Raw genomic sequence first — 16,422 nt, forward strand, 5'->3', positions numbered from 1 at the left:
CGCCATGCTCCTATCTCTTTTCGGGAGACAACCATGTCAGTACAAAAACGTTTTGGGGGCGAGCTCAGCGAAGAAGAATTCAAAAAATTCACGCTCTACACTACCCAAAGCAACAACTTCGAGGATGACAATACCCGCGCCCAGATCCTCGGCTTCCAAAACGAAGGGGTGCGTATTGCCCCGGGCGCTATCGTCCGCATCGGCGACAACCAAATTGCCAAAAACAGTTATGTCGGCCTGTATAGCTACATCAACGGCGACGTCTCCATCGGTGAGAATGTGTTGATTGGCCCACACGTTTCTATCGTGGCATCCAACCACCTTTTTGATCCGACAACGGGCCACTTCAGCGCTCGTACCTGCCTTGAAAAAGGCAAAGTCGTCATTGAAGACGGTGTTTGGCTGACATCAGGAGTCGTGATCACCCCTGGGGTCACCGTTGGCAAATCGGCCTTGGTGTGCGCCAACGCGGTCGTTACCCGTGATGTCGCTCCCCATGCGATTGTGGCTGGATCCCCTGCCAAGCAGATCGGGGAAATCAATCCGCAAAGCGGCGATTATATTTGGTACAACAAGGAGGTGTAATATGTTGTCTCTACGCCGAACCCATGACTTTCAAAAATTTGTGACCCCGGAACAAAACAAGCCTGCCCGGGTTAACCCGCCAAGTTTCAACTGGCCACAGTCAGACTACCAAGCCACCTACAGCATCGAACTGGAGCATGTCGAAAAGCAACTGCAATGGCGCTGGGAGAATGTCAGCTCGCCATTTCGCCTGCCATTTCTACTTTCTTCAGGACAATACCGCTGGCGGGTACAAGACACCGACAACAACACCTCGCAGTGGATGACGTTTGCCATTGACAGCCAAACTGAGAAATACCTGCCGCCAAGCGCCAAGGAGCTGTTCGAGCTGTGCAGCGAACACCAACAGTTCTTGATGTATTTTGACCTGGATATCCCGAGCGTTCGTGATTTTTCAACACAGTCTTATCAGAAGTTCAAAAACACGGCGAAGCTAGTTGATATTGATGCCATCAGCTACCCGACGCATTACCGCCGCGGCCAGGAAGAAGGCAAGCGCACCGCCATTGCCAACGTGCGCAACTGGATTGACCGCGATTTGATGGCCCTGACCCTGCTCTACAAAATCTGGGGCGAGGAAGAAAGCGGCGAGTTGGCCGTACAACTGATGCTACGACTGGTAGAGTGGAGTCCGGAAGGCCCGGCTTCACTATTGCGCCCTTGCACCTGGGGCGACGAGGTCGGCCTGTCCCTGGCTCGCAACCTGTATCTTGCCTACCACTGGCTGGCACCGCTGCTGACCGACAGCGAAAAAGACTTTATCAGGCCAATGCTGGTTCGTATTGCCTATCAAATGGAGCAGCGCCTAGAGCAAGATCAGTTCAAGCAGTTCCCGGGCCATTCACACACTTCCCGTTTGCCTGCTTACCTGGGTGTCGCGGCACTGGCTCTGCATAAAGAATATGATGAGCAGGTGTGCGAACGCTGGCTCAACTACGCCCTGATGATCTACCAGAGTGTATTGCCATTTTATGGCGGCGAAGACGGCAGCTGGGCGGAAGGGCCTTTCTACTCATCCTCTTACAGCAAGTGGCACCACCCTTTCTTCCTTTCGGTTGAACGGCTAAGCGGGTTCTCTTTCTATGACCACCCGTTTTACAAAAACTACTGCCAGTTTGCGATGGACTTTGTGGCACCCGAGCAAGACATCCACCCGTTCGGCGATGGCTTCTGGTGCAAGCGCGATGGCCGCGAGTGGCCGGGCTTTTTTGCCCAGAACCCGCTCAGGATCTACGCCGAGCGTTTCGGTGACAAGCACGCCCGTGAAACCTGCAAGCTACTAGAAACGAAAATCGAAGTGTTCCACCTGCATTTGCTGGATGTCGTCCCTACGGTTAAGCAGCTAGCCTTTGCAGAGGAAAATACGTCCCAAGTAAAGGGCATAGATAAAGCAGACTTAGACAACGAAAATACGCAATATAGCCAATACTATGCCTTTGCCGGGCTAGGCAAAATACAGGCAAATGAGCTGGCGCTTTACTACCGGGCCAGCCAATTTGGCAACAGCTCTCACCGCCATGCCGACCAGGGGAATATTGCCTTATTTGATAATGGTGAAAGCATCCTAACCCCAAGCGGTAGCTACGGTTACCGATTTGGCAGCGGTCACCACAGCCAGTGGACCCGCACCACCCAAGCCCACAATTTGCCACTCTTTGGCCGTAAGGGTATGGGTGAAGGCCAAATCCTTGATAACGAGGCTGCGACTGCCAAGGTACTGCGCCAAGAACAAGGCATGGGTTGGAGCCTGGTTCAGCTCGAGCTGGCACTTGCCTATGAAGATGCCCGTCGTTACACCCGTACCCTTGTCATGGTGGACGGCAAGGGAATGCTGATCTGCGATCAAATTTCGCTGCGCGAGGCAAAACCAGTCCATTGGCGGCTGCATTCCCCACTTGATGTCTTCGCTGATGGCCAGCACGTTAACCTCGCTGGGCAAGGCTGTAATTATCAGGTTAGCTTGCCAAGCCATGACCAAATCAGCCCAAAGCTATCCTTTGGCTATGACAATGATACCTCCCACGATGAAGAGGTGATCTCCGATGCCAGCGAGCACATGTACCACCTCGAGTGGACGCTGCCAGAGCAACTAGATCACCTGGTTATCTCTTGTTGTGAGAAACAGCCTATCGCCCACCAATTAGGTGGCGACCAAACATTGGCAATCTATACCGGCGAAGACACCTTAATCATCGACTTCAATATCGACAGTGTAGATATCCAACAAGCTGAGGAGAAAATCGCGGTTGGCTAAGCGTTGATTATCCCCCAACTAACCAATAACCCCGCCTGATTTTCATCAAGTGGGGTTATTGCTATATTGCCAGTCCGGTTTTCTTACTTTCTGAATCTCATGCGGCCTGCTATCTCATCGAAACTCCCCTTGCACAACCTTGGGAAATCCTTTGGCGTAAGCCTTGCGGTATTGCTCCTTTCCGGCTGTGAAATGAGAAACCAGTTTGAACTGGACGCCGAGGCCGATCCGCAAAAGCTCATTGCCATTACCCACTACGGCACCACAACGACGAACCAACAGGGGGAAACCGGTTTTCGGGTTTACCTGCGCAACAGTTCGCCGAGGGAGATCCAGTCGATGACTTTCCATGTCAGCGCCTATGACCAGCAAGGGGCGTTAGTCGAAGGCCGCAAACAAGATAGTGCACCAAGTGAGGAACGAGGTGGTACTCAAGGTGGCAAGAATAGCGGTTTGAAACCCCTTCACTTCAACCAAACGTTGAAACCGGGAGGGGGGACACATCCATTGTGGAACCACATCTGGACACAAGGGGTTTCTAGCTCGACAAGTATCGCCTGCGCCACCATCGATTCGGTAGAGATAACCTACACCGACGGCACGATGGCGATCATTCCCAGGCAGGCACTGGATACCATGACCTACAACCCAAAGTGCCTGAGCTTGGATGGCGCTGAATTCGACTTCGGCGCGTACTAGCAAGGAGGCAAAGGGAGGTTTTCCTTTTTTAAAACGGTCATTTATAACAAGAGTTGTTATCACAACGGGAGCGACGGACAAACAGCCTAGAAATTTTCTGCCGGTGTTTGGCAAAGAACAGATAAGCCCTGTCGGCAAAAGGTTTGACCCACCACCAGCGCAGAAACGCGACTCGCCATGCTTTACCGACCAGGCTCCAAGCGTAATACGTCACATCCAGCCCAAACAATGGCTTGCCGTCCAGATCCCCATGGAGGATCTTCATCGCCGTGTCAGGATCAACACCAGGAAAGCGCTCAGCAAAATCGTCCTGATGGATATCTTCAAGCTGAATAGCGTTGTTCGAGTCATAGCGTTTAAGGGCATCCATCTCTTGCGCGCACAACGGGCAAGCACCATCGTAAAAAATAATCAGCATCAACTCTTCTCCATTTCAATACACAATCTACGCAGCCCAGAGCGAAAAGGATTAACGACAGAGTACCCCAGTACCTTTTCCGTGAAGTCGATGCGAACACCGCCAAGCAAACGATTGCCAAGCGGAATAATGATACCTACAATGCATGCGCCTTCTCTTAATAGTCCGCTGAGCACAATGAAAACTAAAATTTCCATCATCACAACCGCTTTGCTACTTGCAGGTTGTTCTACCACTTTCCAACCTCAAGCCGAATCTCAATACAATGCCAGCCTGATCATTACCAATGGCCAGGTGCTCACCATCAACGATGAAAAAGATGTAATAGAAAATGGTGTGATCGTCATCGAAAACGACACCATTGTGGCAGTAGGTGATGAAAGCCTGCTTAACCTCTATCAGGCCCCCAAAGTCATTGATGCCGAAGATGGCATTGTTATGCCGGGCATGATTAATACTCATAACCATCTGCCGATGATCGCGTTCCGCGGCTTAGGTGAAGAAGGAATTGAGAACCGTCTGTTTGCCTACTTCTTCCCGCTGGAAAAAGAAAAACTCAGCCGTGATTTGATTTACCAGGCAACGAAACTAGGTGCTGTTGATTTAGCCCAAAGCGGTGTCACCACCTATGCCGACATGTACTACCACGTTGATGATATGGCCCGAGCCACCAAGGAAGTCGGCCTGCGTGCGGTACTCGGTGAAACTGTGATTAAATTCCCGGTGGTTGATGCGCCGGAACCATACGGTGGTATTGAGTATGCCACCCAGTTTATCGAGCAGTACCAGAACGATCCTCTGATCACCCCAGCATTCGCGCCGCACGCGGTATATACCGTATCGAAAGAGAAACTGCAGGAAATCAACCGCCTGTCAGCCAAGCTGGACGCACCTGTGCTGATCCACGTTGCTGAGTTTGGCAATGAAGCCGAGCGTATCGAAGGCAATGACCAGAAGCTTAGCCCAGTGGCCTGGCTGAAGGAAATAGGCGTACTTGATAACCGCATGGTACTAGCCCACGGTATCCACCTTGACCAGAATGACATAGATCTGATCAAAGAAGCAGATGCCAGCGTGGCGCACAACCCGATGGCCAACGCCAAAGGAGCGACCGGTATTGCCCCAGCATGGGAAATGTACCGTCAAGGACTGCGTTTGGGGCTAGGCACCGACGGGCCAATGAGCTCAAACCAAGTCGACCTATGGCGTACTTTGAGCTACACCGCCAATATGCAGCGCCTCAAGCATAACGACCGCACCATTATGATTCCAGAACAAGTGATTGAGCTATCCACCATCGGTGGGGCAAGGGCTCTTCACATGGAAGATCAGATCGGCTCGCTAGAAGTGGGCAAAAAGGCCGATATCATCATTGTCGAAACCCAATCGCCGAACATGATGCCCAATTACAACCCGTACGCGACTTTGGTATACCAGGCCAACCCTAGCAATGTCAGCACAACGATCGTCAATGGCGATATCGTGATGGAGCAACGGGAGATCAAAAACATTGATATGGATGAGATGCAGCAGGCAGTACGGACCATTGAAGCCGATATTACCGAGTTCGCCAAAGAGCTGTCGAAAAAGGCAATCAAATCTAAGAGTTTGATGCAGTAATAATTGCTGCACGAATTCTTACAAAGCAGCTTCATAAAAAAAACAACTTCATACAAAAACAACATCAAGCAGGGTGAGGCATGCTTTCCCTGCTTATTAACATTCAATTTCACAAGAAAGGTTTAGTTCTCTGTCCCTGTATTAATAACACCCTTGCTCTGCCTAGTTGCCAAGGACATTATCACCAAGCCTAACAGGCTTGCTACCAAGGCCGCCAACACAATACCCAGTTTATAATGGCCGCTTTCCAAACCTGACAACTCACCAATAAACAGTGACAGCGTTAAGCCAATACTACAAAAAACCGACATAGCAAAAACCATCAGCATATTCGTCGCTTCCGGCAGTTCAAATAGCTTGAATTTAACCCCCAGCCACACCGTGCCAAATACCCCCAAAGGCTTGCCGACCAGCATCGCAATTGCCACATAAGCCGCAATGGGCTCGATAAATCCGGAAGAACTAAACGCATCAGACAGTGATACCCCGGCGTTTGAAATAGCAAATAAAGGCAGCACCAGCAAGGTGACGGCCCACTGCAAGATAGACTCTGTCTTGTGGTCAATTGCACACCCACTCTGGCTAAGGGCTATCCCAATAACCACGCCCGCAAGCACCGGGTGGATACCAGCTTGCAGTAGTGCAAACCACAAGCCAGCACCAAGCACCACATATAAGAGTGCACTTTTGACCTGACGGTAGGACAACACGAATATCAAAGTGGTCATCAACAAAGACAACCCTACATAAGCCATTTCTACGGTGGCGGTATAAAACAAAGCAATCGTGATAATCGCCAGCACATCGTCAAAGATAGCTACAGCAAGCAAGAACATTTTGAGGCTGACAGGTACTCGGCTGCACAATGACAGCAGCCCCAGAGCCAGTGCTATGTCAGTTGCGGTGACGATAGCCCAGCCATTAGCGAGCGGTGAGGCAACACCACCGACTAAGAACAGGTAAATCACCGCAGGGCAAAGAAAACCCATGCATGCAGAGGCAAATGGCAGCAATATAGCTCTAAGTGTCCTGAATGCCCCACTCTTTGCCTCGTTACTTAACTCAAGGCCAACCATTAAGAAGAAGAGCACCATCAGAGCGTCATTGACAAAAAGCTGCCATGAAACACTCTCTGTAAGGGGGAAATGTTTAAATGCCGTATAAGACGGTAAGTGAAGCGTTGCCCAAGCAAAGGCCAGTAGGCAGCATGTGATCAAGAGCAGGCCGCCAAACCGCTCCTTAGAAATGGCAAAAGGTAATTTTACGCCCAAAGATTGAACCATAGCCCGCCCTCCTTAAGGCTAAACCCACAAGGCGAAGAAACAGATCTTACCTATCCAACTTAGCCCAACCCGAACGGTGAAACAGCGTCATCGATCAGATTTTACCAATCATGCTGAGAAAACATTTATTTATTAGTGTGATAGAGCAAAAAACTGACCCTACTCCCTATTCGCATATAAAAAAAAATATATGTACAAATTATTCAACTCAGATAGATTATTCGGCAGAAAATTGAGAGTTATCGCTAGGAGCACAAGCACATGGAACCTAAATGGATGAAAGCCGTTGTTACTGTTGGACAAGGCGGCTACGAGCAGCTGGTTTATAAAGATGTGCCGCTACCTACTCCAGACCACGACGAGGTACTGGTAAAAGTCCATGCCGCTGGCATGAACAACACTGAAATCAATACCCGCTTGGGCTGGTATTCATCTTCAGTTACCGATTCAACCAACGAAACGTCAGATGACGCCTCTTCCAGCCAAGAGCAAAAAAGCGATGGCGGCTGGAATGAATCCACGCCCTTCCCGCTGATCCAGGGCACCGACTGCTGTGGCACCGTGGTGACAGCGTCTAATAACAGCCAGGATATGATCGGCAAACGCGTGATTCTTCGCCCTTGCCAGAGGGGAGAAGGCTTTGACAATGTCTGGCTAGGGTCGGACTTCGACGGCGCTTTTGCCCAATATATCAAAGTAAAAGCGGAGCACGCCTTCGCTATTGATTGCGAGTGGAGTGATGCCGAGCTGGCGACTATTCCCTGCGCCTACGGCACGGCAGAGAACATGCTCCACCGCGCGAAATTGTCGGCAGGTGAAACCGTGCTTATCGCCGGTGCATCAGGCGGGGTAGGCTCTGCAGCTGTTCAGCTCGCTAAACGACGTGGTGCGAAAGTCATTGCCATTGCCAGCCGCGACAAGCACCCGCAACTTAAGGGGCTAGGCGTCAATAAACTGCTAGACCGCAATGATGATCTGATCGGTCTGCTGGGCGAAAACAGTATCGACTTGGTGGTCGACAATGTCGCTGGCAAGCAATTCCCGACTATGCTCAAGCTGCTCAAGCGTGGTGGTCGCCTGGTGTCATCCGGCGCAATTGCAGGTCCTGTGGTCGACTTGGATATGCGGGATATGTACCTCAAGGACATCACCCTTATCGGCACGACTGCCTGGGATGCCCCGGTATTCCCGAACCTAGTCGGTTACATCGAAAGAGGCGAAATCCAACCGCTTCTGGCCAAGACCTTCCCACTCGAAGAGATTGCCACCGCCCAGCAAGCGTTTCTCGAGAAGAAACATGTCGGTAATTTTGTGTTGATCCCTGCGCAAGATTAACTCAAACAAAATAAAGGCCAGTTACATCATAAACCGGCCTTCTTTTTTAATTGTTCAATATCTTCAGTTTGAACATTTACGACTGTTCTTCAAACACTTCCTTGGCGATATTCATACCATCGATAGCGGCAGGAAAACCGGCGTAGACCGACATCTGCAAGATGATTTCGGTGATCTCTTTCTGTGTGCAGCCAATATTGAGCGCGCCTTTGATATGCCCTTTTAGCTGAGGCTGGCAATTGCCCATCGCGGTCAACGCAGCAATGGTCGCTAACTCCCGTGTTTTGAAATCTAGCCCTTCCCGCTGGAGCACATCACCAAACGGGTATTCGATGGTATATCTGGCGAGATCCGGGCAGATATCCGCGAACTGTTCAGTCATTGCTTCTAGCGCATTGGGATCAAGCTCATTGAGCTTGTCCTTCCCCTTTGCATATCGATCACTCATTTTCTCTTCACCACGTAGCTGTTTGTTTTTTAATAATATTGATAAGGCGAAGGAGCTTACTTGAGAGAGACGGGCAACTCAATTGCAGTATTTCGCATGCAAAAACCACGATTATTATTCATCGCCTCTCTATTAATTGAAATAAACCGCCACTAAACGCCAGATTTAGCTATTAAAATTAGTGTAAAATATCGTGATCTGTGAGCAAGGGCGAATCATTGATGAATAATCTATTAAAAATGATGTTTCCACTTCATCACCCGTGGTACTGATAAGTCATGTTTTGAAGTTATTTAGACTTATGAGCCTGAAGGGAGAAACGTATGGGATTTGTTATTTTTTCACTCGCAACTCTTATCTCTGGAGCCGCTTGCTTCATCCACTACAACTTTGGCAACGAGAACCTATAGAATCTGGTTGCACCTGACTAAATCTTGATGGTCGATATCCATCAACCTATTTTAGGACGAGACAGACAGGTCAATGAATACAGAAAAGCCCCTGCTATAATATTGCTGGGGCTTTTTACTTAGGGTTTGTTGTCAAAACCTACTTCATTAGACAAAGATATTCGCCAGCACAAAACCAAATGGTACCGCTGCTGCGATGCCCAACATACCCGGTAAGAAGAACGGGTGATTGACGATGTAGCAACCATTCCAGCGGCGGCTCAAGAAGGAACCTGTATCATCGGTGGCAATCGCAAATGCTGTTGTTGGGTAGATATTAGTCATGTACAGCGCACTCACTGCGACAAAGCTTGCCAAAATAGTGGCAGGATCCACATTGAGCGATGCCGCGATTGGGATAAGCAGCGCACTGGTCGCCCCTTGGCTAAACAGCAGCGCTGAAGTCCCGAAGAAGACCACAGCCAACAGGGCTGGATATTGCTCAAGCACGCCACCAGCAACCGCTTCAATCGATGGGATATGCACGCCGATAATCGTTGCACTAAGCCATACAATACCCAAGATAACCACAAGGCTTTCAGCACCATCGGCAAAGATAGGGGCCTTCTTGATAGAGGTTAGCGGTACCTTACACACCATTGCCGTCACAAAGCTCACCAGCAGCATCACAATAACAATGATATCGCGCGAGCCTAAATCGTGGCCTAGCAATGGCTTGAACAGAAGCAGGGTGACAATGAACACTACGCCAGCTAAGAACAACCACACCGAGCGTTTTGCCTCTTCAGAAGGTTCCTGATGCTTCTGCTGCTCAGGGGTAAAGTTAACCAATCCTTTTTCAACGCGCTCTTGGAAGATCGGATCATCCTTGAGCTCACAGCCTTGGCGACTTGCAATGAAAGACGCGACGATAACCCCAAACAAGGCCGCGGGCATAATCACACTCAACGCCGTACCAAAGCCCACTCCCATTTGCTCAACCACAACGTACATTGCTGCCGTTGCTGCTGAGATAGGAGAAGCTGTAATCGCTATCTGGGAAGCCACTACCGCCGAGCTCAGCGGCTGGCTTGGGCGTACACCGTTTTCCTTGGCAACTTGCTGGATAACGTTAAGCACTGACATAGCGGTATAACCAGTACCGGCCAAGGTAGTCAGGATGAAAGTGGTGGCAGGGGCCAGGATATTAATATGGCGCGGGTGGTTGCGCAGCATACGTTCGGCGACATTGACCATGTAGCTCATACCACCAGCCTGCTGCATGACAGACAAGGCAAGGATCACCGACATAATGATCAGGATGACCGAGACCGGAATATCTCCCGGCGGCAAGCCAAGGCCAAAGACAGCAATCGCCATCCCTAGTCCCCCTGCTAAACCTACCCCGATCCCGCCGAGGCGGGCGGCAAGAACAATCGCACCTAGTAGCAAACACGCATGGATAATAATCATTGGATACCTCCGCTCCTGTTATTGTTTCAGGAGTTCATTAATTTCGGCACTGCTGGCCGATTCGAATTGAGCCAGTAACGCCAGCCACTGACGGCTTTTTCCCTCGCCGGCTTGGGGCACTACACAGGCGGTGAATTTCTTCTCGATATCTTGGGTGGAAAGCGGCTTTTCCGGGTTGCCCTTGGCAAGGTCATTGGCAATGCAAATCGTTTCCCCTGAGGTCAGGGTTAACCGGATCTTCACCGGCGCGGTGCCAATGAAACCCAGTTTTTCCAATTCGGGATCAACCCGCATCTGGATCCTTGCCATTAATGCCTGGATGCGCTCATCCTGCACTTTGCCATCAACAAACTCTGCCACGCCTACCGCACCGAAAATCAAGCGGGCAGCCAATGCGTATTGCATAGAGAATTTGGCTTCGATGGCATTTTGCGGATTTGAGCAAACCAGTTCCCTTGGGCCGAGTAAGCTGGCACCCACTTGGATAAATTCAATGTCTTCCGGAGTAAGGTGGCGCTCTTTAAGCAGCTCATCCCAACAATCAATAGCTGGGTGACTGCCACTGCAGCATGGGTATTGCTTGAATACCAAGCCGTTTTCCAGCAAGTCCCAGTATTCACCCAAGGTAATGGAGGCTTGAGTAAAGTCTGTTCGCTGCGCAAAGCACTGGCCAAAGCCGTCTGCCGCCTCGATGACATTGGGTTGCCCGGTTACACCGATTTGTGCCAATTCAGCGGCATTGACGCCATTAAAAGCGGCAAGGCCGGCATGCATAGCCTTGGCCTGGCTGCCGAAGTTACCCCGAACGCCGGATGCCGACGAAGCCGCAATAGCCAAGGCATGGGTCAAGGTCTCTTCGTCAAGATCCATCAGCAATCCAGCCGCTACCGCCGCACCGAACACGCCTATGGTTGGCGTGGTGTGCCATCCCTGCTCTGACAAGGCTGGCATCAGCCAGCGGGCGATCTGGTGCTGGGCTTCAACACCAGCAATATAAGCCAGCAATATAGCTTCACCACCTAGCTGGCGCTCCTGAGCCAGAGCAAATGCAGCAGGCGCGACCGTCACGGTCGGGTGACCAATTGTCGCCCAGCTAACATCGTCAAAATCCAAAGCATGGGACGCAGCTCCGTTGGCATAACTGGCATACGCTGCCGAGCTCATCTGTTCGGTCCCAAACAGATTGCACAAGCCCGAAGGCGCTCTTGTCGCAGCCAGCTTCTGGATATTTTGCGCAACCGGCATCTCGCTGCCTGCAATCGTCACGGCGACATAATCCGTTAGCGCAGTGCGTGCAACCTCAACCACTGGCCGCGGAATATCCTGCCATTTGAGGTTGACGCACCAGTGGGCGATCTGAGCCAATAACGGCGTATTCATCATGCTGTTTCCTCTGCCGGAACAGCCAAGGGATCAGCAGCAGCCTTTATCTCCGACTGGTAACGCGTCACCGCTGCTGCACTGGCTTTCGGATTAGTCATTACCATTGGGTCCAGCAGGTAATCGGCCTGCTCTGGGGTCAGCAGTTTCTCATCCAGTACAACCTCTCTGACTGTACGGTTTTCCTCAAATGCCCTTACCGCCACCTTGCTGCCCACCTTGTAGCCAAACAGAGTGGCAATGACAGTAGCCAGAGCCGTACTTTTCTCGGCGTATTCGCGGCATACCGCTTCGTTAGGTAGCAAGTCTTTGAGGCATTTCTCGACAAACAGCGGGATAGCATTGGTTAGTAAAGTGCATGACTCAAACAGCGATTTGATAATCACCGGCTCCCAAACGTTGAGATCCAGCTCCCCTCCCTCAACAGCCATGGTAATCGCGACATCATTGCCGATAACCTGATAGGCAATTTGGTTGATGAGCTCAGGCATAACAGGGTTGATCTTGCCCGGCATGATACTCGAACCAGGCTGTACCGCAGGGATCAACAGTTCATTGAAGCCGGCGCGAGGACCACTGCCCTGAATACGGAAATCTGTTGCCATTTTTGATAAAAATGCCGCCAATTTCTTCAATTGCGCCGCAACTTCTAAGTAGGCATCACCATTTTGCAAGCCGTCGAAGAAGTTTTCCTCAGCAACAAAAGGCTCATTGGTGATCGCCTGCAATTCGACATATACCTGCTCTAGGTAGCCCTCATGGGTCGACAAACCAGTACCGACAGCCGTTGCCCCGAGCGGCAAATCCAGAGTCTGCTGGTTGGCAGCAATCAAAGCTTGGTGCAGGCGGCGGGTCTGGTGAAGGTAGCCACTGAACTGTTGGCCTAGGGTGATGGGTACGGCATCCTGTAGGCAGGTACGGGCCAGTTTAACCACATGGTCGAATGCCTCGGTCTTCTCTTCCAGCATGGCTTCAAGCCCTGCGACTTCAGCAATTAAGGCATGCAGATTCATCCGGCAGGTCATCTTCATTGCCGCTGGAATAACGTCGTTGGTTGACTGGCCCATATTGACATGGGTGTTCGGGTGAACAGCCTCTGAGCCCTTGTTACCCGTTAAGATTTCATTGGCACGGTTTGCGATGACCTCATTGGCATTCATGTTAGTCGAGGTGCCGCCGCCGCCTTGGAACACATCGATTGGGAACTGGTCATCAAACCTATTATCCATCACTTCCTGAGAAGCCTGGACGATGGCATCAGCAATGGTTTTGTCCAATGCACCAATATGGCAGTTTGCCTTGGCCGCCGCCTGCTTGAGCGCAGCTACCGACCAAATATAGTGGGGAACTTCTGCAGCTGTACGGCCTGAAACTGCAAAGTTCTCGACTGCCCTTTGGGTTTGGATGCCAAAATACGCCTCATCCGGCAGCATCATTTCACCTAATACATCGACTTCTTTTCTCATTGCTCAATTCCACTGATTTGTTTAACTGATGCAATTGTATTTCAGCTAAAGCAATGAAAGTTTGAAGTAGATCGGTACTTGATTAGCATTGGGTAATATAATGAATACTATTAGCTCAACTTATACTAAGAGCGCATTATGGATAATATTGCTTTTGATCTCCGCCAGTTACGCACATTTGTTTGCGTGGTTGAGTCCGGCTCGTTCAGCCAAGCTGCCAAACAACTCAACCAGACCCAGTCTGCTGTATCCCAGCTTATCCAGAGCCTCGAGCAAGCGATGGACAGCAAGCTGCTCGACCGCAGCAAACGCCCTATCCAGCTAACGATTTCCGGCCGTGAGCTCTATGAGCAAGGCAGCAAGCTCCTAATTGAATCGCGCAAGTTACAAGATTGGATGCATTCTATTGAAACAGGAAAGCTACCGCGGTTACGGCTAGGTATGGTGGACTCCGTCACCCAGCTCGCGGGCATCGAGATCCTCAGATACCTGCAGCCAAAGGTGGCCCATATTCACCAGGTGACAGGTACGGCACCAGAACTTTTGGCTTCGCTGCAAGCCGGCAAGAGTGACATCATCATTACTATGTCTAACCAAGATGTACCGCAAAGCTTGGCAATGGTTCCTTTACTGAACGAGCAATATGTCATCGTTACCCCCAAAGGCTGGCCTCAGCAGGGCATCAAGATGCTGGCCAACAACCAGCCTTATATCGGTTATGAAAACTGGACCCCGACAGGTACACAGACTAATAACTGGTTGAAGTGGCGTAATATCAATGTCAGCAGCCAATACTCGCTGGACAGGGCCGACAATGTATTGGGAATGGTCGCCGAGGGGTTAGGCTGGTCGCTGACAACACCCACCTTTCTCGCTCGACAGCTCAACTTACTCGATCACCTCGATTGCCAACCCCTTCCACCACCAAGTATGACCCGTCAACTGGTGGTGATATCCCGCAAAGGCGAATCTGATACCTTACTGCAGCAATTTGTCACCGACGTGCGCGATATCATCCTCAACCAAAAAGTCTTCGAGGTACAACGCCGGTGGGAGTGGATGTCTGTCGGAGTGGAGACGAACCCAGCCCACTGAATCAAGAACCCAAACAAAACGGCACTCTGCATATTTAGCAGAATTGGCGGAATCTGCCGTTTTGGCCTTCCCTTTCCCGCTAGTAGAAGAGAATGTATCCGAACTATCTTTTCTGCAGGATAAACACCTGATAGCCAAACTGCTCGAAGCCCTGGTGGTAGAAATCCAGTTCCGTCTGGATATCTTCAATCGCCTGCGACCCAGCCATTGCCTCTTTCAGCTCGTTGACCCGTTGCTGGAGCGGTAAGAAATACGCCTGCCATGCCTCATCGCTCAGGGTAAAATGCTTGAGCACTTCATAGCCAGAAGCCTGCGCTTGTTTGATTCGCTCGTCGACAGTTGTCATATCTGGGTATTCCTTGTTCCAGAATGCTTTCCTTTCCGCGCTTGGGTTGTCGGTATGCCAGACAAGATCGCTCAGTACCAGCACACCACCGTCTTTCAGCAACCGCCGCCATTGATTGAAGGCATTATTTACCCCCATGATATAGGCGCAGCCCTCGGCCCAAATCGTATCGAAGCTACCGTCGCTAAATGGCAGGTCGGTCATGCTAGCGCACTGGGTAACTACTTTCCCTTCGACACCAGCCTCGGCAGCCCGCTGTTGCAACCTACTGAGGGCATCTTCATGGTTGTCGACGGCAGTGATCACCGCGTCGGACTGATCAGCCAACACTGTGGTCGCAATGCCCTGGCCACAGCCAATTTCCAAAATACTCTCAGGCTTTGATGGCAACATACCGAAAGCCTTGATGGTCTCGGCTTCCAAACCCGGTCCCCAGCGATCTAGGCTTTGAAAAATCCGGTTGAAGTCCGCCATATATTGTTCGTGTGTATTCATGTCTTTTGATAACCACTTCAGTCTCAGGGCCTGCTTCTCATCAAAGCCCTGTTTCATTAACCAATCCAAATGTGCATCTGGGGCTGTTTGTTCCAACGACTGGTGCCATGCCGTCATATCCGACTCCCCCAGCATCGCGGCGAGCAAATCCCGTGATTGCTGTTTGTGGGCAATCTCTTGGTCAAGCTGATGCATCCGGTTTAGCAATAGATCACGGTCAACCTTGGCCTCGAGGCAGGCCTGGCATTCCTTGAGGGTCAGACCGCCGGCCTGCAGCTGCTGCAACAAGCGTAAGCGCTGGAGATCCCGCTCGCTATAGATGCGGTAACCGTTATCAAGTCGCTTACCGGCAATCAAGCCGAGCTTCTCGTAATACAGCAAGGTAGAGCGCGATAGCCCCACTTGCTCTGCTAATTCTGAAATCCGATACATGGCCAAGCCCTATGCAATGAAGCCGTAACCTTAAACTATGAAGCTATAGACAGGTCAAGAATACTCATTATCAAATCATTATTTTGTCCCGCCATTAACATAGCAGCCACTTAAAAATGGTAAATTATTCATTCTTCAACAAAAGGATAGTTTGGCAGCCATGAAAGAAATCACCACCCTCGATAGAAAAGTCGTATACCAGAATAAATGGATGACGGTCTGGGAAGATAAGATACAGCGCCAAAGCGGAAACAGCGGGATCTACAGTGTTGTCGAGAAGGCAGATTTTGTTATCGTCCTGCCTATCGAAGATGAGCATATCTACCTGGTCGAGCAATACCGCTACCCGCTGGAAAAACGTTGCCTGGAATTACCGCAAGGTTCATGGGAAGAAGAGCCGAATGCCGATCCCGCAGAACTGGCCGCAGGTGAACTGCGCGAGGAAACAGGATTGGTTGCCAAGCAGCTCACTTATGTTGGCTTCCAGCACCTGGCAACAGGCTACTCCAGCCAGGGCTACCACATTTTCCTAGCGACCGGGCTAGAGCATACCGAGACCGATTTGGACGACGAAGAAGAAGGCTTGATCAGCCAAAAGGTCAGCCTGAGGGAGTTCGAGGCAATGATCATTGACGGCACCGTCACCGATGCCAGCAGTGTGAATGCCTATGGGTTAGCCAAGTTGAAGCAGCTGATCTGACACT

14 protein-coding genes are annotated in these 16,422 nt (G+C 50.7%); 7 read left to right on the forward strand and 7 right to left on the reverse strand.

Translation table 11 applies throughout. From position 1 onward, the window contains the following. Positions 1–33 precede the first annotated feature (33 nt). The 3 genes from ACXAD4_RS22070 (at position 34) to ACXAD4_RS22080 (ending at position 3,538) form a co-directional block, all read left to right on the forward strand. Positions 34–585, forward strand: a complete 552-nt coding sequence (locus ACXAD4_RS22070) for an acyltransferase (protein ID WP_475244131.1) — start codon at positions 34–36, stop codon at positions 583–585. 1 nt (position 586) lies between these two features. Next, complete coding sequence (locus ACXAD4_RS22075; protein ID WP_475244132.1) at positions 587–2,839, forward strand: heparinase II/III domain-containing protein; 2,253 nt, start codon at positions 587–589, stop codon at positions 2,837–2,839. Positions 2,840–2,938: 99 nt separating this feature from the next. After that, positions 2,939–3,538, forward strand: coding sequence for a hypothetical protein (locus tag ACXAD4_RS22080; RefSeq protein WP_475244134.1), 600 nt, complete (start codon positions 2,939–2,941; stop codon positions 3,536–3,538). A gap of 37 nt (positions 3,539–3,575) precedes the next feature. On the opposite strand, the gene ACXAD4_RS22085 is transcribed toward ACXAD4_RS22080, so the two are convergent. Next, positions 3,576–3,956, reverse strand: a complete 381-nt coding sequence (locus ACXAD4_RS22085) for a thiol-disulfide oxidoreductase DCC family protein (protein WP_475244135.1) — start codon at positions 3,954–3,956, stop codon at positions 3,576–3,578. Between the two features lie 177 nt (positions 3,957–4,133). Here ACXAD4_RS22085 and ACXAD4_RS22090 point away from each other — a divergent pair, with 177 nt between their 5' ends. Beyond that, positions 4,134–5,576, forward strand: a complete 1,443-nt coding sequence (locus tag ACXAD4_RS22090) for an amidohydrolase (RefSeq protein ID WP_475244136.1) — start codon at positions 4,134–4,136, stop codon at positions 5,574–5,576. A gap of 122 nt (positions 5,577–5,698) precedes the next feature. On the opposite strand, the gene ACXAD4_RS22095 is transcribed toward ACXAD4_RS22090, so the two are convergent. Beyond that, on the reverse strand, positions 5,699–6,859 hold the full coding sequence (locus ACXAD4_RS22095; RefSeq protein WP_475244137.1) for a Na+/H+ antiporter NhaA: 1,161 nt from the start codon (positions 6,857–6,859) through the stop codon (positions 5,699–5,701). Between the two features lie 261 nt (positions 6,860–7,120). Here ACXAD4_RS22095 and ACXAD4_RS22100 point away from each other — a divergent pair, with 261 nt between their 5' ends. Beyond that, complete coding sequence (locus tag ACXAD4_RS22100) at positions 7,121–8,194, forward strand: alcohol dehydrogenase family protein (protein WP_475244138.1); 1,074 nt, start codon at positions 7,121–7,123, stop codon at positions 8,192–8,194. A 76-nt stretch (positions 8,195–8,270) separates the two neighbouring features. On the opposite strand, the gene ACXAD4_RS22105 is transcribed toward ACXAD4_RS22100, so the two are convergent. The 4 genes from ACXAD4_RS22105 to ACXAD4_RS22120 form a co-directional block, all read right to left on the reverse strand. Continuing rightward, positions 8,271–8,642, reverse strand: a complete 372-nt coding sequence (locus tag ACXAD4_RS22105) for a carboxymuconolactone decarboxylase family protein (protein WP_475244139.1) — start codon at positions 8,640–8,642, stop codon at positions 8,271–8,273. 557 nt (positions 8,643–9,199) lie between these two features. Further along, the gene (locus ACXAD4_RS22110; RefSeq protein ID WP_475244140.1) at positions 9,200–10,504 is read right to left on the reverse strand and encodes an anaerobic C4-dicarboxylate transporter; all 1,305 of its coding nucleotides are present in this window, start codon (positions 10,502–10,504) and stop codon (positions 9,200–9,202) included. An 18-nt stretch (positions 10,505–10,522) separates the two neighbouring features. Then, complete coding sequence (locus ACXAD4_RS22115) at positions 10,523–11,887, reverse strand: MmgE/PrpD family protein (RefSeq protein ID WP_475244141.1); 1,365 nt, start codon at positions 11,885–11,887, stop codon at positions 10,523–10,525. Continuing rightward, positions 11,884–13,350 (reverse strand): aspartate ammonia-lyase, encoded by a 1,467-nt coding sequence (locus tag ACXAD4_RS22120; protein WP_475244142.1) that lies wholly within the window; start codon positions 13,348–13,350, stop codon positions 11,884–11,886. Before ACXAD4_RS22120 ends, ACXAD4_RS22115 begins: the two co-directional genes overlap by 4 nt. A gap of 138 nt (positions 13,351–13,488) precedes the next feature. Here ACXAD4_RS22120 and ACXAD4_RS22125 point away from each other — a divergent pair, with 138 nt between their 5' ends. Continuing rightward, complete coding sequence (locus tag ACXAD4_RS22125) at positions 13,489–14,445, forward strand: LysR family transcriptional regulator (protein WP_475244143.1); 957 nt, start codon at positions 13,489–13,491, stop codon at positions 14,443–14,445. Positions 14,446–14,548: 103 nt separating this feature from the next. Here ACXAD4_RS22125 and ACXAD4_RS22130 read toward each other — a convergent pair whose 3' ends face one another. Next, positions 14,549–15,718 carry a methyltransferase domain-containing protein gene (locus ACXAD4_RS22130; protein WP_475244144.1) on the reverse strand — a complete coding sequence of 390 codons (1,170 nt, stop codon included), beginning with the start codon at positions 15,716–15,718 and terminating at the stop codon, positions 14,549–14,551. A 160-nt stretch (positions 15,719–15,878) separates the two neighbouring features. Between ACXAD4_RS22130 and ACXAD4_RS22135 the strand changes: the two genes are divergently transcribed. Beyond that, a complete protein-coding gene (locus ACXAD4_RS22135; RefSeq protein WP_475244146.1) occupies positions 15,879–16,418 on the forward strand; it encodes an NUDIX domain-containing protein in 540 nt (179 codons plus the stop codon). The last annotated feature ends 4 nt before the right edge of the window (positions 16,419–16,422 follow it).

This window comes from Photobacterium sp. AWH4_225 (genome assembly GCF_056158405.1).